Here is a 20,961-nt window from a genome sequence, read left to right on the forward strand (position 1 = left end):
TGCGGCTTCCAGCTAGAAAACGGCCGGCCATCCCGGCTGCGCCAGCGCATCACGGCCCGGGCGCGAACGCCCGGCCGGCGGTCATCCCGGCGAAGGAATCCGGCCCCTAGGGAGGGCCGGCGCGCGCCACGGGGGCGCGCAGCCAGGCTCATGGCGGGTTACAGCGCGCCTTGGACGCGCCCGGCGACGTCGGCGGGGACCCACTTGGTCCAGACGTCGGGTTTGTTCTTCAGGAACCACTTGGCCACGGCGCTGGCTTCGTCGCCGGACTCTTCCATGTGGGCCAGGGTTTCATTGATCACCGGCAGCGGCACCGAGACCTTGGACAGGAATTCGGTGAGCTTGGGGGCTTCCTCGGAGAACTTGGTGTTCACCGCCGTGAAGACGGGGTTGTCGGGATAGGCGCTGGGCTCGGGATTGGCGCACTTGGGCGACGTCAGGCACTTGTGCTTTTCGGCGTCGTAGGGCGGCATGTCGAGCTTGACCAGGTCCATCGCGCCGACCAGCGGCGTCGGCGACCAATAGTAGAAAACCACGTTCTGCTTGCGCTTGTAGGCCGACATCAGGGCCGCCTTCTGCGCCGCGCCCGTGCCGGGCGAGTACAGCGTGTAGGAGTCGTCCAGCTTCAGGGCGTGGAACAGGTTGTTGCTGGTGATTTCGCAGCCCCAGCCTGCCGGGCAGCCGTAGAAGCGGCCCTTGCCGGGCTCTTCCGGATCCTTGAACTTGTCCTTGAACTTCGGCAGGTCGGCCGCGGACTTGAGTTCGGGCAGGCGTTCGGCCGTGTAGCGCGGGATGTACCAGCCTTCGGCGCCCATGTAGAGGTCGCCGATGCGCTTGACCTTGCCGGTCTTCTCGGCGCGGTCCCAGGGATCGGCGACGCTGTTCAGCCAGATCTCGGTGTTGATATCCAGATCGCCGCGCTCCAGCGCGGCCAGGGCGGGCAGGGTTTCGGTGGGCAGGGTTTCGGTCTTGCAACCGTAGCCCTTTTCCATGATGAAACGTTCGACGTCAACCAGGACCAGATTGGATTCCCAGTTCATCGCGCCGAAATTGACCGGGCGCTTGATTTCGCACTGAACGGCATCGGCGGCTTGGGCCGCACCGGCGAAGGCGAACAACACGGCCGCGGCGGCCAGGGTCTTGACAGGGGTAAAACGCATTGGCTTTTGCCTCCATAGGTTCAGGCACACACGCCAGGCTTGGGCCCGGAGGTGCCATGGAGCTAAGGGGGTTGTGCGGAAGACGGGCAGAACCGCCAATACAAACCGACACTAGCAACAAGACGGTCCGCGAGGGTGCGTCGTCTTGCAAGACAGGAGCTTCAAAAACGCAGTTTTTGAAAACCCACAGAAAGTGAACAAACTGAACGAAGAAGCGAGCATCTTAAACGAAATTGATGCTTAGCCCAACCCCACTCCAGAATGAATCAGATACATTTCCGGAAAAAATGGTCCGGGATTACCCGCAACGACCAGGGGCAGAATCGCGATTTTCCCTAGAGGATTTTGATTCAGAAGCAAAGATACATTCAGTTAATAATAAATTCATATCCACACGCTTTAGCGCCATCAAAACGGCCCGGAAACGGCCGTTCCGGCCAGGGCGTGGACGCGTTTCGGGCGAATTTCCGCCGCCATTCGGATTGGCGGCGGCCGCCCAATGGACACTTGCTGGCCGCTATCCGTTCTTTACATACATATAGTCCCGGCGCCACGGATAGGCCTGGTCCGCCGGGTTGTCCAGCTCGTCGGCGCGCCCCGTCGCCGGATGCTGGCCCAGGATCTGATGCAGCGCGATCCAGCCATGCTCGAACCCCATGGCGCAGCCGGCCAGGTACAGCCGGTAGGCGCGCAATGAACGTTCGCCCTGCTCGCCGCCCAGGATGCGCGCCGCCTCAGAAAGGCGCGCCTCCAGCGCATCGCTCCAGGCCCACAGGGTGCGCGCGTAGTGCGGCCGCAGGTTTTCCACGTCCACTTCTTCCAGCCCGCCGTTGGTCAAGGTTTCCAGCACCACGCTGACGTGGGTCAGCTCGCCGCCCGGGAAGATGTATTTCTCGATGAATTCGCCCATGCCATTGCCGAGTTCAGCGTTGTAGACGCCCGCCGCGGTAATGCCATGGTTCATGATCAGTCCGCCCGGCTTGAGCAGGCGGCGCAGCTTGGCGAAATAGCCTTCGAGCTGGGCCCGGCCCACGTGCTCGAACATGCCGACCGACGCAATCTTGTCGTAGGGCGCGGATTCGTCCAGCTTGCGGTAATCGAGCAGTTCCATGCGGACCCGACCGGCCAGCCCCTTCTCCTGGATCAGCTTGCTAACATGGGCATGCTGGTTGCGCGACAGCGTGATGCCGGTGGCGTCGACGCCATAGTTCTCGGCCGCCCACAGCAGCAGGCCGCCCCAGCCCGCACCCACGTCCAGGAAGCGCTCGCCTTCGCGCAGGCGCAGCTTGCGGCAGATGTGGTCGAGCTTGGCTTCCTGGGCCTGCGCCAGCGTCATGCCCGGCTCGCGGTAATAGGCGCAGGAATAGACCCGGCGCGGATCCAGCCAGAGCGCGTAGAAATCGTCCGACAGGTCGTAGTGGAACTCGATCTGCCTGGCGTCGCGTTCGACCGAATGGCGCCAGACCGATACCACCTTGCGCACCAGCTCAGTGAGCCAGCCGCCACGGGCCGCGTCCACCGGCGAACCGGGCAGCAGCGCCGATGCCGCGGCCATGACATCGCGCATATTGCCTTCGATGTCGATGCGGCCTTCCACGTAATCCTGGCCCAGCACGCCCACCGCGCCTTCGGCCAGGTGCGCCAAGGCGGTCTTGTCATGCGTGACGAAACGGACGCGGGGCTCGGGCGGCCCCAGCACGGCGCCGTCGGGCAGAACCAGCTGGACCGGGACCGGCAGGGCCTGAAGTTTGCGTTCCACAACAGACAACAAAGGATTCACGGCTACTCCTCTGGAATACGTACGGACCTCAATGACTTTATCGGAAAAAACCTGCAATTTGCTTGTAAGGTTGCCCGTGATACAGTCGTTCACTTGGCCCAAAACGTGCAACAAACCGCATCCGGGCCCTGTCACTGCGCTACCCCGCAATCCACATGCCCCCATCACAGTCTTTTCGCAGCGGCCTGCCCGGCTGGCTGATACTCATGGGCGCGCTGACCGCAATCGGTCCGTTCGCCATCGACATGTACCTGCCCGCGTTCCCCACGATCGCGGCAAACCTGGGCGTGTCCCGCGGCGATGTCGAACGCACGCTGGCCGCCTACCTGATCGGGCTGGCGATGGCGCAGGTGTTCTACGGCCCGATGGCCGACCGCTACGGCCGCAAACCGCCGCTGCTGGTGGGCCTGACGCTGTTCATGATCGCCTCCCTGGGCTGCGCGCTTTCAGGATCGGTCGAAGCGCTGACCGGCTGGCGCGTGGTGCAGGCCATGGGCGGCGCCGCCGGCATCGTGATCCCGCGCGCCGTCATCCGTGACCACTACGAAACCCACGAAGCCGCGCGCGCCATGTCGCTGCTGATGCTCATCATGGGCCTGGCCCCCATTCTCGCGCCCCTGGCAGGCGGCCAATTGCTGACCATCACCTCGTGGCGCAGCCTGTTCTGGGTGATGCTGGCCGGCGGCGCGATGCTGATGGCCGCCGTCATACTCATCATGAAGGAATCGCTGGCGCCCGAACGCGTGGTGCCGCTGCGTTGGGAAACCATACTGCGGAATTACCGCGACCTGTTCGCCCATCGCGGCTTCATGGCGCACAGCCTGGCCGGCGGCTTCGGCCAGGCTGGCATGTTCGCCTACATCATCGGCTCGCCGCGCGTCTTCATCGAACTCTACGGCGTGGCTCCCCAGTACTACGGCCTGCTGTTCGGCACCAACGCGCTGTCGCTCATCATCTGTTCGCAGATCAGCGCCCGCCTGCTGCGCACCTACACGCCGCGCCAATTGCAGCGCCGCGCCCTGACTTCGCTGGCCTGCGCCAGCCTGGCCGCGGTCGCGCTGACGCTGGCCGGCTGGATGACGCTGCCGCTGCTGATGCTGTGCCTGATCTGCTACATGGGCAGCCAGGGCTTCGTGAACCCCAACTCGGCCGCGCTGGCGCTATCGGACCAGGGCAAGCGCCTGGGCGCGGCGTCCGCGCTTCTGGGGACGCTTCAACTGTCCTGCGGCGCGCTGGCCGGTTTCGCCGTCAGCGCCTGGCAAACCGACAGCGCCCTGCCCCTGACGACCACGCTGGCGGCGTGCGCCTGCCTGTCCTGGATCTCGGGCCGCGTGGCGCAATCGCACGCCAGCTAGCCTGGCCGCTTGATTTAATTACGCTTTTCGTATTAGAATCTAAGTCTTCACATGAAGTTTCCCGTGCCGGACTACTATGCTTTGTAGTTCAGCACTCTGACCCCAACCGCGCAACGTCTGGCGATTCCCCAGGAATTCCCAGAGATTCTTCCAAGAATTTTGCGGGTGGCAGGCAGCGGGTATAAGCACTGGGGCGGACCAGACTGGGCTTTGATGGCCATTCCGATCCCCCCTCATCCACTAAGACTGGGTGGCCGGCAAAGGCAGCGCAAGCGCCTGTACAGCCCGGCGGCTGAAACCCTGTCTACCCCCCAAGCGATGCGCGACAAAAGAATGACCTAAAGAGGTGCATCCATGGCACGCGTATGCCAAGTGACCGGCAAAGGCCCGATGGTGGGCAACAATGTTTCGCACGCAAACAACAAGACCAAGCGTCGCTTCCTGCCCAACCTGCAATCGCGCCGGTTCTGGGTTGAAAGCGAAAACCGCTGGGTCCGCCTGCGTGTTTCGGCCAAGGCCATCCGCACGATCGACAAGAACGGCATCGACGCCGTGCTGGCCGAAATGCGTGCCCGCGGCGAAATGGCCTAATCGGCCTCCCCGCCAATCTACATACTAGGAGCACGACATGGCCAAAGGTATCCGCGAAAAGATCAAGCTCGAGTCGACTGCCGGCACGGGTCATTTCTACACGACCACCAAGAACAAGCGCAACATGCCCGAGAAGATGCTGATCAAGAAATTTGATCCGGTCGCTCGCAAGCACGTTGACTACAAGGAAACCAAGCTGAAGTAATTCAGCCGGTTTTCCCGCAAGACGAAGAGGCCCTGCATCGCAGGGCCTTTTTCATTTCCGCGCGGACGGCGCGTGGAGCGCCTGTCTATTGCCCCGGGACGAAAGCCCATGTTCCAATTGGGCCGCTGTCATCCACCGCGCCTGCTGGCGCCAGATTCCCTCTCCACGCGATACCTGACATGTTCCGTCCCTGCCTTACCCTGTTGCGCCGCGCCGTGGCGCCGGCACTCCTGGCCCTGGCGCTGACTCCCGCCGCCTCGGCCAAGGACAAGGAGCCGCCCATCCGCATCGGCGAGATCAACAGCTACAAGGCGATCCCCGCCTTCCTCGGTCCGTACAAGAAGGGCTGGCAGTTGGCGCTGGAAGAGGTCAATGCCGGCGGCGGCGTGCTGGGCAGGAAGCTGGAGGTGATTTCGCGCGACGACAACGGCAACCCCGGCGATTCGGTGCGCGCGGCCCAGGAGTTGCTGGCCCGCGAAAAGGTCGAGCTGTTGTTCGGCGGCTTCCTGTCCAATACCGGCCTGGCGCTGACGGACTTCGCCAAGCAGCAGCAGGTGTTCTTCCTGGCGGCGGAGCCGCTCACCGACAAGATCACCTGGCAGGACGGCAACCGCTATACCTACCGCCTGCGCCCGTCCACCTGGATGCACGTGGCGGCGCTGGCCCCCAAGGCGCTGGCCTTGCGCAAGAAGCGTTGGGCCATCGTCTACCCCAACTATGAATACGGCCAGTCCGCCGTGGCCACCTTCAAGGCCATGATGACCTCGTTCCAGTCCGACGTGGAATTCGTCGCCGAGCAGGCCGTGCCGCTGGGCAAGGTCGATGCGGGCGCCGTGGTGCAGGCGCTGGCGGACGCCAAGCCCGACGCGATCTTCAACGTGCTGTTCGCCGCCGACCTGACCCGCTTCGTGCGCGAGGGCAATACCCGCGGCCTGTTCGAGAACCGCGCCGTGGTGTCGGTGCTGTCCGGCGAACCCGAATACCTGGAGCCGCTGGGCGCCGATACGCCCACCGGCTGGATCGTCACGGGCTACCCCTGGTACGCCATCGACACGCCGGCCAACAACGACTTCGTCGCAGCCTACAAGAAGCGCTACAACGAAACGCCCAAGGTCGGCTCAGTCGTGGGCTACGCGTCCCTCATGTCCATCGCCCAGGGCCTGAAGGCCGCGGGCGAGGTGGACACCGAAAAACTGGTCGACGCTTTTGCCGGCCTGAAGGTCGACACGCCTTACGGCCCGATCCAGTACCGCAAGATCGACCACCAGTCGACCATGGGCGTGTACGTGGGCGTGACCGCGGTGGAAGACGGCAAGGGCGTGATGAAGGATTTCGCCTACATCGACGGCGCCCGCCTGCAGCCGCCTGACGAGCAAGTGCGCAAGATGCGTCCGGCGCACTGATGAGCCTGTCCGGGCTGCTGCTGCAGCTGCTCAATGGGCTGGCGGACGCCAGCGCGCTGTTCCTGGTGGCCGCCGGCCTGTCGCTGATCTTCGGCGTCACGCGCGTGGTCAACTTCGCGCACGGTTCGTTCTACATGCTGGGCATCTACCTGGCTTGGACCTTCACCGGCTATTTCGGCGACGGCGCGGGCTATTGGGCCGGGCTGCTGCTGGCGGCGCTGGCCACCGGCCTCATCGGCGCGGCCGCCGAATGGCTGGTGCTGCGACGCCTGTACCAGGCCCCCGAACTGTTCCAGCTGCTGGCCACCTTTGCGCTGGTGCTCATCATCGGCGACGCTGCGCTGGCCATCTGGGGGCCGGAAGACCTGTTCGCGGCGCGCGCCCCCGGCCTGTCCGGCGCCGTGCAGATCCTGGGCCGCCGCTATCCCGAATACGACCTGCTGCTGATCGCCGCCGGCCCCGTGGTACTGGGCCTGCTGTGGCTGCTGCTGATGCGCACCCGCTGGGGCCGCCTGCTGCGCGCAGCAGCTGAAAACCGCAAGATGCTGGCCGCGCTGGGCGTGAACCAGGCCTGGCTGTTCACCTCCGCATTCACCCTGGGCGCCTTCCTGGCCGGCCTGGGCGGCGCGCTGGCGGCGCCGCGCGTGCCCGCCACGCTCGGGCTGGACCTGGAAATCATCGCCAGCGCCTTCGTGGTGGTGGTGGTGGGCGGCCTGGGCTCGATTCCCGGCGCCTTCCTGGCCGCCTTGCTGATCTGCTCCGTCAAGGCTTTGTTCGTGTTCCTGGGACAGGTGCAGATCGGCCCCTGGCTCTTCAACCTGTCCAAGCTCACGCTGCTGGCCGAGTTCGCCGTGATGGCCGTGGTGCTGGTGGTGCGGCCCTGGGGCCTGCTGGGCAAGCCGCCAGAGCCCGCCTCCCACGCCGCCGCACCCGAGCGTCCCATCGCCCCCGCGGGCCGCCGCCTGCGGCTGGCCTACGGCCTGCTGCTGGCGCTGCTGGCGCTGGCGCCCGTGGCAGCCGCGCACAGTCCCTATCTGGGCATCCTGCTGACTGAAATCCTGATCGCCGCGCTGTTTGCCGCCAGCCTGCATTTCCTGACCGGACTGGCCGGCATGACCTCGTTCGGCCACGCCGCCTGGTTCGGCCTGGGCGCCTACGGCGCCGCGCTGCTCTTGAAACTGGCGGCCGTGCCGATGGAAGCGGCGCTGTTGCTGGGCCCCTTTGCCGCGGCGCTGGGCGCGCTGCTGTTCGGCTGGTTCTGCGTGCGCTTGTCGGGCGTGTACCTGGCGATGCTGACCCTGGCGGTGGCGCAGATCCTCTGGGCGCTGGCCTATCAGTGGGACGACGTGACCGGCGGCAGCAACGGCCTGATCGGACTGTGGCCGTCGGCCTGGCTCACCCAGGGACCCTGGTTCTATTACCTCACCCTGGCGCTGTGCGTGGCCGGCATCGCCTGGCTGCGCCGCCTGGCGTTCTCGCCGCTGGGCTACGCCCTGCGCGGCGTGCGCGACTCCTCGTTGCGCGCCGCAGCGCTGGGCATGGACACGCGGCGCGTGCAATGGGCGGGCTTCGTGGCCGCCTCCTTTGCCGCGGGCCTGGCCGGGTCGCTCTACGCATTCTCCAAGGGCAGCATCGCGCCCGACACGCTGGCCGTGAGCCGGTCCGTGGACGGGCTGGTCATGGTGCTGCTGGGCGGTTTGCAGACGCTGGCCGGCCCGCTCGTTGGCGCGGCATCCTACACCTGGCTGCAGGATGTGGCTGCGCGCAGCACCGAGTACTGGCACGCGGTGCTGGGGCTGGCCATCCTGGCCCTGGTCATGGCCTTTCCCGAGGGCTTGGCCGGCGCCGCCGCGCGCATCGCCGCAAGCTGGAACAGGAGGCGCGCATGACCGCCGCCCCGCTGCTGCAAGTCCGCGAGCTGCGCAAATCGTTCGGCGGCATCGACGCGCTGGCCGGCGTGTCGTTCACGCTGGAAGCGGGCCGGATGCTGGCACTGATCGGCCCCAACGGCGCGGGTAAATCCACCTGCTTCAATGCGCTGGGCGGCCAATTGCGGCCCGACTCCGGCTCCGTCCTGCTGGACGGTCGCGAGCTGGTGGGCCTATCGGCCGGCAAGATCTGCCGGCTGGGCGTGGGCCGTACCTTCCAGACCGCTGCCACCTTCCGTTCCATGACAGTGCGCGAAAACGTGCAGACGGCGCTGCTGTCGCGCGACCGGCTGCTGCTGAATCCGTGGCGCCGGGTCACCCGGCACGCGGCCGAGGAAGCCATGTCGCTGCTGTCGCAGGTGCAGATGGCCGACAAGTCGGAGGAGCATTGCGGCACGCTGGCCTATGGCGACGTCAAGCGGGTCGAACTGGCCATGGCGTTGGCGCACCAGCCGCGGCTATTGCTGATGGACGAGCCCACCGCGGGCATGGCCACCAATGAACGCCATGCGCTGATGCGGCTGACGCGCACGCTGGCCGACACGCAGCGCATCGCGGTCCTCTTTACCGAGCACAGCCTGGACGTGGTGTTCAAGCATGCCGACCGCATCGCGGTGCTGGTGCGCGGCAGCCTGCTGGCCGAAGGCGAACCCGCGCAGATTGCGGCCGACGAACGGGTCCGCGCCGCCTATCTGGGCACGGAAACGCCGCAGCCGGCCTGACCCCCGGCGCGCCCGGCCTCAGTCGTCCCTAAGCCCATTGGGCTGGCATTCCCAGAAGATCTTGGCCTGACAGCCGTCGCAGATGCCGCGGTCCAGCTTGGCGTAGATCGTGTGCAGCGCGGTAGCCTTGTCGGGAAAGATGTGATCTTCGCCCAGGCGCTGCAGGAAGCCCGTGCGGCGCCACATGTCCAGCACTTCTGGCCGGGGACGGTGGAAATACAAGTCGCCGCCCATGGCCCGCCGGGCGGCCAGTTCGTCTTCCCAGACCTGCGCGCCAGCCATGTCGATGAAGTTCATGCTCTTGGCCATGACCAGCAGATGGCGCGGCGCGCCGGGCGCCGCGCGCAGTTCATGCAGCCGCTGCGCCACGTGCGTGGCGGCGCCGAAATAGACCGAACCTTCCATGCGCAGCAGCTTCAGTTGCGGGCATTCAGGCAAGGCGTCCGGCTGATGCTCCAGCACCACGAAGCGCCGCTCCAGTCCACGCGAATCGAAACCCATGGTGCGCATCGCGGGCCGCGAGGTGCGGTGCAGATAGACCATCAGCGATAGCACCGTGCCCAGCAGGATCGCCACTTCCATGCGTATGGTGATGGTGGCGGCCAGGGTGGCGGCGGCGATGATGGCTTCGCCGCGCTGGGTGCGGATAAGCTGGCGCCAGCGCGGTATGTCGAACAGGGTCCAGGCCACCAGCAGCAGCAGCCCGGAGATCGCGGCATGCGGAATCATGGCCAGCAGCGGCGCCGACAGGGCCACCAGCGCCACCAGCAGCAAGGCCGAAAACACGGACGCCAGCGGCGTCTTGGCGCCGGCCTCGTAATTGGGAATGGAACGGTTGAGCGACCCGCAGGACAGATAGCAGGAGAAAAAGCCGCCCACGATATTGGACAGCCCCTGCCCCACGAATTCGCGGTTGGCGTCGATGCGCTGGCCTGAACGCGTGGCCACGGCCTTGGCAATGGAAATGGACTGCGCCAGCGCCACGATGGTCAGCGCGAAGGCCACGCTCAGCAATTCGGGCAGCGCGCGCCAGTCCACGCTGGGAATATGGAAAGGCGGCCAGGGTTGCGCCAGCGCGCCCAGCACGGACACCGGCGCGCCTGCGGTCATCGCATTGAACCCAGCGGCCGCCAACGCCCCTGCCGCCAGTCCCGCCAGCATATAGGGCTTGCGCTTGTCCAAGCGCCGCAGCAGCAAGGCCACCGCCAGCGTCGTGAGCGTCACCAACAAGGCGCCCCATTGCACCTGCGCGATGTTCGTGGCCAAGCTTGCCAGCAAGGCTCCCGCGCCGTGCACGTCCGGCGCGGGCATGCCCAGCGCGTCCTTCAGCGCATGCACGGCAATCAGCAGGGCCGCGCCGCTGGTGAAGCCGAACAGCGCCGAAGGCGAAATGAAATGCGCCAGCGATCCCAGCCTGAGCGTGCCCACCAGCCATTGCATCAAGCCGACCAGCACGGTCACGGCCAGCGCCAACTGGATGTAGCCCTGGCTGCCGGCGACCGCCAGCGGCGTCAGCACCGCATAGAGCGCCAGCGAGTTGGCGTTGGTCGGACCTGACATGACGTGGCGGCTGGACCCGAAAAGCGCCGCGACGATACAGGGCACGATGGCGGAATACAGGCCGTACTCGGGCGGCAGGCCCGCCAGCATGGCGAACGCCACGCCCTGCGGCAGCACCAGCAACGCGCCCAGCAGCCCCGCTGTCGCATCCGCGCGCAAGGTCCGCGCATTGACCTCGTCCACCCACGAGCCGAACAACCGGCGCGCGACGCTCATCCCCCCCTGCATCATTCTTTCCTGTCCCTTGGCATCTGCTTTCTGATCGGCCCGCCTGCGGCGCACAGAGCCTGCGGCGGGTCGTCTAGCGTAAACGCTAGCGCCCCCCGCGCGCAACGCGTCCCGGCTACTTCAGGTAGCGGCTTTCGAGTTCCCGCATGCGGGCATCGCCCTGCAACGCGATGATTTCCTTGACCGTCGGCAGGCTGGCGTCCACCTGGTGGATACCACCATCGCGGCGAATGCGGGCGAACACATCCCGCATCGCCCCCACCGCGGCGCGAATGGCGTGGTTGCCATAGATCACCAGGCCCACTTTGCCCAACGCCTGGATATCGGATTCGCGCAACTGGGGATAGGCGGTAGGCACCAGCACCAGCAGCGCGCGGCCTTGCCATGCGGCCACGAACGACAGGATCTCGTCGGGCGTGCTCTGCTTGGAATGGATCAGGATGGCATCCGCGCCGGCGGCTTCATAGGCGCTGGCGCGGGCCAGCGCCTCCTGCTCGCCGGCGCCGGCGATCAGGGCCTCGGTCCGGGCGATGACGCAGAAATCCGCATCGCGGCGGGCGCCGCAGGCGGCTTCGATCTTGCCCTGGAACTCCTCGATACGCACCAATTCCTGCCTGCCGGAGGCGCGCAGGCTGGTGTCCTTGGGAAAGGTCTTGTCCTCCATCACCACCGCCGACACGCCGGCCGCTTCGTACTGCGGCACCATGTAGGAGACGTTGATCGCATTGCCGAATCCGGTGTCGATATCGGCGATGACGGGCGCGTCCACCGCGGCGGCGATCGCCCGCATCATCTCCAGGTGCTGCGATGGCGAAAGAATATTGGCATCGGGCACCGCGTGGCTGGCCGACAGCTCGAAGCCGCTGCCCCAGATGGCGTCGAACCCGGCCTCGGCCGCCAGCCTGGCGGACAGCGGGTTATGCGCCGACATGGCATGCATCAAGACGGGGTCCTGCAATTTCTGGCGGAAACAGGCGTTTCTGTTCATGGCGGGGGCGTAGGCGCAAACCCGGCGCGCCGCGCGCCGGCTGCGGCCATCGTAGCGCCAATCCCGGCGCGGCCGGAACCTCAGCCGGCTTCGCCGCCGCGCCGCGCCTTCATGGCCTGCCCGATGGCGGCCAAGGCATCGTCCGGAATCAGCCGCGCCGCCATTGGCAGCAACTCGCTCTCTTCGCGCTGGATATGCGCGGCGTAGGCCTCGATGAAATCCTGGATCTGGCGCAAGGGCAGATCGGCCTGGCGGCCCGCCGCGATCTCGGCAAGCGCCTGGCGCAAGGGCTCCCAGCGCTGCGCCAGTTGCCGGTGTTCGGCGACCAGGCCGTCCACCAGCGCATGCAGACAGACGGCGTCGGATCCGGCCATGGACTCGATCAGGGCGGGGAACAGGTCCTCTTCCTCGTCCTCGTGATGGTGCGCGGCCGCGGTATCGAAATAGCGCAGGACGCTGGCCGCCGCGGTCTGGGCCGCCGCGTCGCTGCCGTGCACCGGCAGGTGTCCGGCCAGGCGCCCCAGCGTGGCGCACTGGCGGGAAATGCGGCCATGGCAGGCCGACAGCAGGGCCAGCGGATCATCGGCTCCCGGCGCCGGGGCCGGACCTCCAGGAAAGCTCACCGCCATCACACACCTCCGTTATCCGGCGTGGCCACGCCACCACAAGCGGATGGAGTCCCACGCGCGCCCCGCGAATCCCGCCTCGGCCACCGGTTCCAGCGCCACCACGGGAAACTGCATGGCGGGCTTGCCGTCCACCAGCACGCGCACCGCGCCCACCGCGGACTGGGCCGCGATCGGCGCGATCAGCGGATCCTGCGGCGTCCACACCGGCTCGACCTTGGCGCCCGCAGGCACCGTCACGTACGCATCGCGCGCGAAGCCGGCTTTCAGGCTGTCCTGCTCGCCCTTCCAGACCTCGGGCGTGGCGACGGCCTGGCCGCGCGCGTACAGCTTGATGGTATTGAACCCCTGAAAGCCCCACTCCAGCAACTCGCGGCTTTCCTGCGTGCGCAGCTTGTCCGAGGCCGTGCCCACCACCACCGTGATCAGGCGGCGTTGATCGGCGCCATTGGGCCGCTGCGCGGTGGCGACGATGCAGTAGCCGGCCGATTCCGTGTGCCCGGTCTTCAGGCCGTCCACGCTGGGATCCAGCCAAAGCAGGCGGTTGCGGTTGGGCTGCGTAATCTTGTTGAAGGTGAACTGCTTGGCCGAGTCGTAGGTCTTGTAGAGCTGCGGATAGTCGCGGATGAAGCGCGTGGCCAGGATGGAGAGATCGCTGGCAGTGGAGTAGGTCTCCGGATCCGGCAGGCCGTGCGGGCTGGCAAAACGCGTGGCGTGCAGGCCCAGCCTTGCGGCGGTGTCGTTCATCCGCGCCACGAAGGCCTCGACGCTGCCTGACACCGCCTCGGCCAGCGCGATGGCGGCGTCGTTGCCCGACTGGATCATCAGGCCGCGCAGCAGGTCGTCCACCGACACCTTCGAGCCAGGCTCCAGGAACATCTTCGAGCTGCCCGCCGGCACCTTCCAGGCGCGGGTCGATACCGTGACCAGCTGCGTGGCCGACAGCTCTTTCTTGCTGAGAGCCTCGAACACCACGTAGGCCGTCATGATCTTGGTCAGGGACGCGGGCTCGATCCGGGTCGTCGCCGCGTGCGACGCGATCACCTGTCCGCTGGTCTCGTCCAGCAGCAGCCAGGCCTTGGCCGACAAGGCCGGAGCAGGCACCGTCTGCGCCATGGCTCCCGACATGCACGCGGCCGCGACGATCAGGCTCGCCGCCAACTTCTTCATCAACATATGGCTTGCTTCACTTCCATGCTTGGGTTTTTCCCGCGCGGGCCTCGCGCAGGGCACGCAATTGGAACATGTCCGGCGCGGTTGGTTCAGTACCGCAGACATCTGAAAAAATGCGCGATGAATGTCACGACATCTTGCGAGGACCCTTCTACAAAGCACTTTCTGTGTCGAAAACAACAAACAAGGGCCAAAAACCCGCTAGAAAACCGCATTAACCGTCACTCTTCCGCTATCATCGGCCGCGTAGCGTTAAACGCCGATATCCGGCGCGCGCGCTGCTCCATGTCCTCAACATACGGATTTTGACCATGGCCACGAAAGCAAAAGCTCCTGCCAAGAAAGTCACCAAGCCCGCCGTCAAGGCGCCCGCAAAGAAGGCAACCGCCGCAAAAACCGCTGTGAAGCCCGCTGCCAAGCCGGCCGTCAAGAAGGTCGTCGCCGCCAAGAAGGTCGCTGCTGCCCCCAAGGCCATCAAGGCTGCTCTGAACAAGACCCAGCTGATCGCCTACATCGTTGAGCAATCCGGCGTTGAAGCCAAGTCGGTCAAGGCCGTCCTGGCCAGCCTGGAAACCTCGGTGCTGAGCTCCGTGGACAAGAAGGGCGCTGGCGAATTCACGCTGCCCGGCCTGTTCAAGGTTGCCGTGCAGAAGGTTCCCGCCAAGGCCAAGCGCTTCGGCAAGGATCCGTTCACCGGTGAAGAGCGCTGGTTCCCCGCCAAGCCGGCTTCGGTCAAGGTGAAGGTTCGCCCGCTCAAGAAGCTGAAGGACGCCGCGCAGTAATTCGCGCGTAGTTCCGGTCAAGCCGGAAGGGCCCGCTTCGCAAGAGGCGGGCCCTTCTTTTTTGCCGCGGCGCTTGCCGCACGCATGGCGTTCTCATCCGAATTTATCTTCATGTTAAGATACTTCACGTAAAAATAAACGCCGTCTATCCATGAATGACCTTGTCGATCTGGTGATCTCGCAATGGACCCGCGAATGCCCAGCCCAGGACTTCGCCGCCATGTCCGTCGTCACCCGCGTGTTCCGCCTGAACGCGCTGGCCGCGCGCAACGTTAACCGCAGCTTCCGCAATTACGACCTGCACCAGGGCGAATTCGACGTGCTGGCCACGCTGTACCGCAGCGGCGCCCCCTATGCGCTGAATCCGCAGAAGCTGGTGGAGGCTCTGCTGCTGACCTCCGGCGCGATGACCAACCGGCTCGATCGCCTGGAACAGGCCGGCCTGCTCACGCGCAGCCCCAACCCGGAAGACCGGCGCGGCGTCATCGTGTCGCTCACGGCCGAGGGCCTGCGCGTCATCAAGCTGGTGTTGAAGGACTATCTGAAAGACCTCAATGAACTGCTCGAGCCCCTGTCCGCCAGCGAGCGCAAGCAGCTTGCCGGCCTGCTCAAGAAGCTGCTGATCAAGCAAGACCAGGACACGCCCGGCGGCATCGGCACCTGAACCGAGCCCCCCTTTCCGCAGCCGCCCTCCCCGATTCAGATCCATGACTTCCGCTTCCCAGTCCTCCCAGACGCCGGCGCTGACGGCGCCCATCATCCTGCTGATGTCGGTGGCCACCGGCCTCGCGGTCGCCAGCAACTACTACGCCCAACCGCTGCTGCACACCATCAGCGAGCAATTCTCGCTGTCCACCGCCACGGCCGGCACTATCGTCACCACCGCGCAGCTGAGCTACGCCCTGGGCCTGATGCTGCTGGTGCCGCTGGGCGACATGTTCGAACGCCGCGGCCTGGTCGTGCTGATGAGTCTGCTGTCTTCGGTCGGCCTGCTGATTTCCGCCTTCGCCCCCAACATTACCGTGCTGATCCTGGGCACCGCGCTGACCGGCATGCTGTCCGTGGTGGCGCAGATCCTGGTGCCCTTCGCCGCAACGCTGGCCGCGCCCCACGAACGGGGCAAGGCCGTGGGCACGGTCATGAGCGGCCTGCTGCTGGGCATCCTGCTGGCCCGCACCGTCGCGGGCGCGCTCGCTGACGTGGGCAGTTGGCGCACGGTGTACTGGGTCGCCGCCATCCTGACGCTGGGCATGTCCGCCGCCCTGTGGCGCCTGCTGCCGCGCCACCAGAGTCCGGCCGGGCTGAGCTACCCGCGCCTCCTGGGCTCGATCCTGCGCATGTTCATCGAGGAACCGCTGTTCCGCGCCCGTTCGCTGCTGGGCGGGCTGCTGTTCGCGGCCTTCAGCATGTTGTGGACGCCCCTGACCTTCCTGCTGGCCAGCCCGCCTTACCAATACAGCAACACCACCATCGGCCTGTTCGGCCTGGCGGGCGCCGCCGGCGCCTACGCCGCCAACCGCTTCGGCCGTATGGCAGACCGGGGCATGGGCAACCTGGCCACCCGCGTCGGGCTGCTGTTGCTGCTGGGCTCGTGGGGACTGATGGCGTTCGGCGAGGTATCGGTGCTGGCCCTGCTGGCCGGCATCCTGATACAGGACCTGGCGATCCAGGGCGTGCACGTCACCAACACCAGCTCCCTCTACCGCCTGCGCCCCGAGGCGCGCAGCCGGCTGACCGCGGGCTACATGACCAGCTACTTCATCGGCGGCGCATCCGGTTCGCTGGTATCGTCCTGGCTGTACGCCCATTTTGGCTGGCCCGGCGTGGTCACCGCGGGCGCCGTCCTCGGGGTGATTACGCTGGCTTATGGCGCCCTGGCGCCCAGTGCGCGCATCCCGGAAACGGCTCCGTCCCCTGCCCGCGCCTAGCACCTCCTATAATCAGGGGTTTTGACCGCCTCCGCGCCCGCGCGGCGAGGCGGCTCACCCTTTTTTTGCCACCGTGCACGAGCCCATGCAGGAACGTTACCTTCCCACTACCGTCGAAGCAGCCGCCCACCAAGACTGGCAGGCCCGCGACGTCTATCTGGTCCATGAACACGCCAAGAACGCCGACGGCTCCGAAAAGCCGAAGTTCTACGCCTGCTCCATGCTGCCCTACCCCAGCGGCAAGCTGCACATGGGCCATGTGCGCAACTACACCATCAACGACATGATGGCGCGCCAACTGCGCATGCGCGGCTACAACGTCCTGATGCCCATGGGCTGGGATGCCTTCGGCATGCCGGCGGAAAACGCCGCCATCAAGTCCAAGGTGCCGCCGGCGAAGTGGACGTACGACAACATCGCCTACATGAAGAAGCAGATGAAGGCGATGGGCCTGGCCATCGACTGGTCTCGCGAAATGTGCGCCTGCGATCCCCAGTACTACAAGTGGAACCAGTGGCTGTTCCTCAAGATGCTGGAAAAGGGCGTGGCCTACCGCAAGACCCAGGTCGTCAACTGGGATCCGGTGGACCAGACCGTGCTGGCCAATGAACAGGTCATCGACGGCCGCGGCTGGCGCTCGGGCGCCCTGGTCGAGAAGCGCGAGATCCCCGGCTACTACCTGCGCATCACTGATTACGCCGACGAACTGCTGGGCGCGGTCCAGAACGACCTGCCAGGCTGGCCCGAGCGCGTGCGCCTGATGCAGGAAAACTGGATCGGCAAATCCGAGGGCCTGCGCTTCGCCTTCCCGCACCAGATCGCCGGCCAGGACGGCCAGCTGATCCAGGACGGCAAGCTGTATGTCTTCACTACCCGCGCCGACACCATCATGGGCGTGACCTTCTGCGCCGTGGCGCCGGAGCACCCCCTGGCCACGCAGGCCGCCTTGTCCAATCCGCAGTTGGCCGCGTTCATCGAACAATGCAAGCTGGGCGGCACGACCGAGGCCGAAATGGCCACGCGCGAAAAGGAAGGCATGCCCACGGGCCTCTTCGTCACGCACCCGGTCACGGGCGCCGAGGTCGAGGTCTGGGTCGGCAACTACGTGCTCATGAGCTACGGCGACGGCGCCGTCATGGGCGTGCCGGCGCATGACGAGCGCGATTTCGCCTTCGCCAGGAAGTACGACCTGCCCATCGTCCAGGTCGTGGACGTGGCCGGCAAGGAATATTCCACCAATGCCTGGCAGGAGTGGTACGGCGACAAGCAGGCCGGCCGCACCATCAATTCGGGCAAGTACGACGGCCTCTCGCACAAGGAAGCGGTCGACGCCATCGCCGTCGACCTGGGCGCGCAAGGCCTGGGCGAAAAGCAGACCACCTGGCGCCTGCGCGACTGGGGCATCTCGCGCCAGCGCTATTGGGGCACCCCGATACCCATCATCCATTGCGCGGATTGCGGTCCGGTCCCGGTTCCGGAAAAAGACCTGCCGGTGGTCCTGCCCGATGACCTCATCCCGGACGGCAGCGGCAACCCGCTGACCAAGAACGAGGCCTTCCTGTCCTGCGCCTGCCCCAATTGCGGCAAGCCGGCGCGCCGCGAGACGGACACGATGGACACCTTCGTGGATTCGTCCTGGTATTTCATGCGCTACACCTCGCCGGGCAACAACAATGCCATGGTCGACGCGCGCAATGACTACTGGATGCCGATGGACCAGTACATCGGCGGCATCGAACACGCGGTGCTCCACCTGCTGTACGCCCGCTTCTGGACCAAGGTCATGCGCGACATGGGCTTGCTCAACTTCGACGAACCCTTCACCAAGCTGCTGTGCCAGGGCATGGTGCTGAACCATATCTACTCGCGCAAGACGCCCCAGGGCGGCATCGAGTATTTCTGGCCTGAAGACGTCGAAAACGTCTACGACGACCGCGGCGCCATTGTCGGCGCCAAGCTGAAGTCGGACGGCTCCGCCATCACCTACGGCGGCGTGGGCACCATGTCCAAGTCCAAGAACAACGGCGTCGATCCGCAATCGCTGATCGACACGCTGGGCGCGGACACGGCCCGCCTGTTCGTCATGTTCGCCAGCCCGCCGGAACAGACCCTCGAATGGTCCGACTCCGGCGTCGAAGGCTCCAACCGCTTCCTGCGCCGCCTCTGGTCCATCAGCTACGGCCAGCGTGAAGCCATCGCGCGCGGTCTGGCCCATGGAGCCGACTGGTCGCAGGCGCCGGCCCCGGTCAAGGATCTGCGCCGCGAAGTCTATGGCCTGCTCAAGCAAGCCGACTACGACTACCAGCGCATCCAGTACAACACCGTCGTGTCCGCGTGCATGAAGATGCTCAACGCCATCGACGATGCCAAGCTGCCGGAAGGCGCGCCCGCGGACGCCGCCTACGCCGAAACGCTGGGCGTGCTGCTGCGCGTGCTGTACCCGGTGGTGCCGCACATCACCTGGCACCTGTGGCGCGACCTGGGCTACGCCCACGAGCTGGGCGACCTGCTCGACGCGCCCTGGCCGCACGTGGACGAAGCGGCGCTGGTCGCCGACGAGATCGAGCTGATGCTCCAGGTCAATGGCAAGCTGCGCGGCTCCATCCGCGTGGCCGCCAAGGCCGCCAAGGAAGACATCGAAAAGCTCGCGGCATCCCAGGAAGAGGTCGCCCGCTTCCTGGAAGGCCGTCCGCCCAAGCGCGTCATCGTGGTTCCGGGCAAACTGGTCAACGTCGTAGGCTGATGAGGTCAAGCATGCACTTCGCCGGGCAACAAACGCATTCCCCCCGCCAGTCCTGGCTGCTGCGCGGCGCCTGCCTGGCGCTGTTCATGCTGCTTTCCGCTTGCGGCTTCGCTTTGCGGGGAGTCACTCCCATGCCGTTCGACACGCTGTTTATCGGCATCCCCGACACCACGCAATTTGGCGCCGACGTGCGCCGTGCGCTACGCGCGGCGTCTCCGAACACCAAGCTCGTGGCCACCCCCAAGGAGGCGCAAGCGATCCTGCAGCAGGTCGCCGAAACCCGCAGCCTGCGGGAAGTTTCGCTGAACGCCCAGGGTCGCGTCGAGGAATACGAACTCGGCATCAATTACACCTTCCGCCTCATCGATGCCAAGGGCCGCGCCCTGATCCCGGACACGACGCTGTCGATCTACCGGGAAATGCCTTATGACGACCAGGTTGTGCAGGCCAAGCAAGGCCAGATCGAAACGCTGTACAAGACCATGCAGCGCGACCTCGTGTCCCGCCTGCTGCGCCGCATGACCGCGCCGGAAGTGCGCAATGCGTTCGAGAACGCCGAACAGCGCGCCGAAGACGGCGAGACCCCGCTGTACGATCCAACCATGCCGGAACAGCAGCGCACGCCCGCGCCGTGGCAGACGCCGTCCACCACCGACCCTGCCATCCTGCGCTAAATGGCACAGCCCCTGGACGCGGATCGCCTGGCCGAGCATTTGCAGCGGCCAGGCAACCGCCTGGCGCCGCTCTATACGGTGTCCGGCGACGAACCCCTGCTCGTGACCGAGGCCGTGGACGCCCTGCGCGCCGCAGCCCGCAACGCGGGCTACAGCGAGCGCCTGTCCATGGTCATGGACGCGCGCAGCGACTGGAGTTCGGTCACCGCCGCCACCCAGAGCGTGTCGCTGTTCGGCGACCGCCGCATACTTGAAATCAAGATCCCGACCGGCAAGCCCGGCAAGTCCGGCGCCGACACCCTGGCCAAGCTGGCCGAACAGGCCGAAAAGCAGGCGGATCCGGACACGCTCGTCCTGATCGCCCTGCCCCGCCTGGACAAGGCCACCCGCGAAAGCCGCTGGGTGCAGGCGCTGAACCGCGGCGGCATGATGGTCGACATCGCCAACATCGAGCGCGGCCGCCTGCCCGCCTGGGTCGGCATGCGCCTGGCGCGCCAGAACCAGCGCGCCGACAGCGCCACGCTGCAATGGATGGCGGACAAAGTGGAAGGCAATCTGCTGGCCGCCCACCAGGAAATCCAGAAGCTGGGCCTGCTCTACCCCGAAGGCCAACTGGCCGCGGAAGACGTGGAGCGCGCGGTGCTGAACGTGGCGCGCTATGACGTCTTCGGCTTGCGCGACGCCATGCTCGCCGGCGACATCGGCCGCACCATCCGCATGATCGACGGCCTGCGCGCCGAAGGCGAGGCCCTGCCCCTGGTGCTGTGGGCGGTCGGCGAGGAAATCCGCCTGCTGGCCCGCGTCGCGGAAGCCCGCACCCTGGGCCAGGACGTCAACGGCCTGATGCGCCGCCTGCGCATCTTCGGCGCGCACGAGCGCCTGGCGTTGCAGGCGCTAGGCCGCGTGCAGCCGAACGTGTGGCCCGCCGCCGTGCAGCACGCCCATGAGGTCGACCGCCTGATCAAGGGCCTGTCCGTGCCTGGGCGCCTGTCCGATCCCTGGGAAGAAATGACGCGGCTCGCGTTGCGCGTCGCCGCCGCCGGCGGACGACCGTGAAGGCGGCATAGCCGCCGCCTTCGCCTCCCCTCCAGTCCTGCGGCTGGAGTTCGCCCGGC

The 20,961-nt window shown here is 66.3% G+C and carries 18 protein-coding genes; 12 read left to right on the forward strand and 6 right to left on the reverse strand.

All coding sequences use genetic code 11. The annotated features are described in order from the left end of the window. Window positions 1-158 precede the first annotated feature (158 nt). Both AC3WOB_RS30330 and AC3WOB_RS30335 read right to left on the reverse strand, forming a co-directional pair. Window positions 159-1,160, reverse strand: coding sequence for an ABC transporter substrate-binding protein (locus tag AC3WOB_RS30330; protein ID WP_013395421.1), 1,002 nt, complete (start codon window positions 1,158-1,160; stop codon window positions 159-161). A 517-nt stretch (window positions 1,161-1,677) separates the two neighbouring features. Then, window positions 1,678-2,940 carry a class I SAM-dependent methyltransferase gene (locus AC3WOB_RS30335; protein WP_013395422.1) on the reverse strand — a complete coding sequence of 421 codons (1,263 nt, stop codon included), beginning with the start codon at window positions 2,938-2,940 and terminating at the stop codon, window positions 1,678-1,680. Between the two features lie 206 nt (window positions 2,941-3,146). Between AC3WOB_RS30335 and AC3WOB_RS30340 the strand changes: the two genes are divergently transcribed. The 6 genes from AC3WOB_RS30340 (at window position 3,147) to AC3WOB_RS30365 (ending at window position 9,144) form a co-directional block, all read left to right on the forward strand. Further along, window positions 3,147-4,295, forward strand: coding sequence for a Bcr/CflA family multidrug efflux MFS transporter (locus tag AC3WOB_RS30340; RefSeq protein WP_013395423.1), 1,149 nt, complete (start codon window positions 3,147-3,149; stop codon window positions 4,293-4,295). Between the two features lie 354 nt (window positions 4,296-4,649). After that, complete coding sequence (gene rpmB, locus AC3WOB_RS30345) at window positions 4,650-4,886, forward strand: 50S ribosomal protein L28 (protein ID WP_013395424.1); 237 nt, start codon at window positions 4,650-4,652, stop codon at window positions 4,884-4,886. A 37-nt stretch (window positions 4,887-4,923) separates the two neighbouring features. Beyond that, window positions 4,924-5,091 (forward strand): 50S ribosomal protein L33, encoded by a 168-nt coding sequence (gene rpmG / locus AC3WOB_RS30350; protein WP_003810296.1) that lies wholly within the window; start codon window positions 4,924-4,926, stop codon window positions 5,089-5,091. Between the two features lie 179 nt (window positions 5,092-5,270). Continuing rightward, on the forward strand, window positions 5,271-6,494 hold the full coding sequence (locus tag AC3WOB_RS30355; protein WP_492277103.1) for an ABC transporter substrate-binding protein: 1,224 nt from the start codon (window positions 5,271-5,273) through the stop codon (window positions 6,492-6,494). Beyond that, window positions 6,494-8,383 (forward strand): ABC transporter permease, encoded by a 1,890-nt coding sequence (locus AC3WOB_RS30360; protein WP_013395426.1) that lies wholly within the window; start codon window positions 6,494-6,496, stop codon window positions 8,381-8,383. Before AC3WOB_RS30355 ends, AC3WOB_RS30360 begins: the two co-directional genes overlap by 1 nt. Further along, window positions 8,380-9,144, forward strand: coding sequence for an ABC transporter ATP-binding protein (locus AC3WOB_RS30365; protein ID WP_492277104.1), 765 nt, complete (start codon window positions 8,380-8,382; stop codon window positions 9,142-9,144). Before AC3WOB_RS30360 ends, AC3WOB_RS30365 begins: the two co-directional genes overlap by 4 nt. 18 nt (window positions 9,145-9,162) lie before the next feature. Here AC3WOB_RS30365 and AC3WOB_RS30370 read toward each other — a convergent pair whose 3' ends face one another. The 4 genes from AC3WOB_RS30370 to AC3WOB_RS30385 all read right to left on the reverse strand — a co-directional run bounded on the left by AC3WOB_RS30370 (window position 9,163) and on the right by AC3WOB_RS30385 (window position 13,722). Beyond that, window positions 9,163-10,920: a SulP family inorganic anion transporter gene (locus AC3WOB_RS30370; RefSeq protein WP_492277105.1), complete on the reverse strand. Its 1,758-nt coding sequence runs from the start codon at window positions 10,918-10,920 to the stop codon at window positions 9,163-9,165. Between the two features lie 127 nt (window positions 10,921-11,047). After that, window positions 11,048-11,920 carry a phosphonopyruvate hydrolase gene (locus AC3WOB_RS30375; protein ID WP_492277106.1) on the reverse strand — a complete coding sequence of 291 codons (873 nt, stop codon included), beginning with the start codon at window positions 11,918-11,920 and terminating at the stop codon, window positions 11,048-11,050. 80 nt (window positions 11,921-12,000) lie between these two features. Then, the gene (locus tag AC3WOB_RS30380) at window positions 12,001-12,549 is read right to left on the reverse strand and encodes a hemerythrin domain-containing protein (RefSeq protein ID WP_492277107.1); all 549 of its coding nucleotides are present in this window, start codon (window positions 12,547-12,549) and stop codon (window positions 12,001-12,003) included. Between the two features lie 12 nt (window positions 12,550-12,561). Beyond that, the gene (locus AC3WOB_RS30385) at window positions 12,562-13,722 is read right to left on the reverse strand and encodes a D-alanyl-D-alanine carboxypeptidase family protein (RefSeq protein ID WP_013395431.1); all 1,161 of its coding nucleotides are present in this window, start codon (window positions 13,720-13,722) and stop codon (window positions 12,562-12,564) included. Between the two features lie 308 nt (window positions 13,723-14,030). Here AC3WOB_RS30385 and AC3WOB_RS30390 point away from each other — a divergent pair, with 308 nt between their 5' ends. The 6 genes from AC3WOB_RS30390 (at window position 14,031) to holA (ending at window position 20,902) form a co-directional block, all read left to right on the forward strand. Continuing rightward, window positions 14,031-14,501, forward strand: coding sequence for an HU family DNA-binding protein (locus AC3WOB_RS30390; protein ID WP_013395432.1), 471 nt, complete (start codon window positions 14,031-14,033; stop codon window positions 14,499-14,501). Between the two features lie 151 nt (window positions 14,502-14,652). Continuing rightward, a complete protein-coding gene (locus tag AC3WOB_RS30395; protein WP_013395433.1) occupies window positions 14,653-15,165 on the forward strand; it encodes a MarR family winged helix-turn-helix transcriptional regulator in 513 nt (170 codons plus the stop codon). A gap of 43 nt (window positions 15,166-15,208) precedes the next feature. Beyond that, a complete protein-coding gene (locus AC3WOB_RS30400; RefSeq protein ID WP_492277108.1) occupies window positions 15,209-16,429 on the forward strand; it encodes an MFS transporter in 1,221 nt (406 codons plus the stop codon). A gap of 85 nt (window positions 16,430-16,514) precedes the next feature. After that, complete coding sequence (gene leuS, locus AC3WOB_RS30405) at window positions 16,515-19,172, forward strand: leucine--tRNA ligase (protein WP_492277109.1); 2,658 nt, start codon at window positions 16,515-16,517, stop codon at window positions 19,170-19,172. Window positions 19,173-19,183: 11 nt separating this feature from the next. Continuing rightward, window positions 19,184-19,846: an LPS-assembly lipoprotein LptE gene (locus AC3WOB_RS30410; RefSeq protein WP_492277110.1), complete on the forward strand. Its 663-nt coding sequence runs from the start codon at window positions 19,184-19,186 to the stop codon at window positions 19,844-19,846. Beyond that, window positions 19,847-20,902: a DNA polymerase III subunit delta gene (holA, locus tag AC3WOB_RS30415; protein ID WP_013395437.1), complete on the forward strand. Its 1,056-nt coding sequence runs from the start codon at window positions 19,847-19,849 to the stop codon at window positions 20,900-20,902. It begins immediately after the preceding gene. The last annotated feature ends 59 nt before the right edge of the window (window positions 20,903-20,961 follow it).

The organism is Achromobacter sp. FW305-C-30-7, assembly GCF_058783105.1.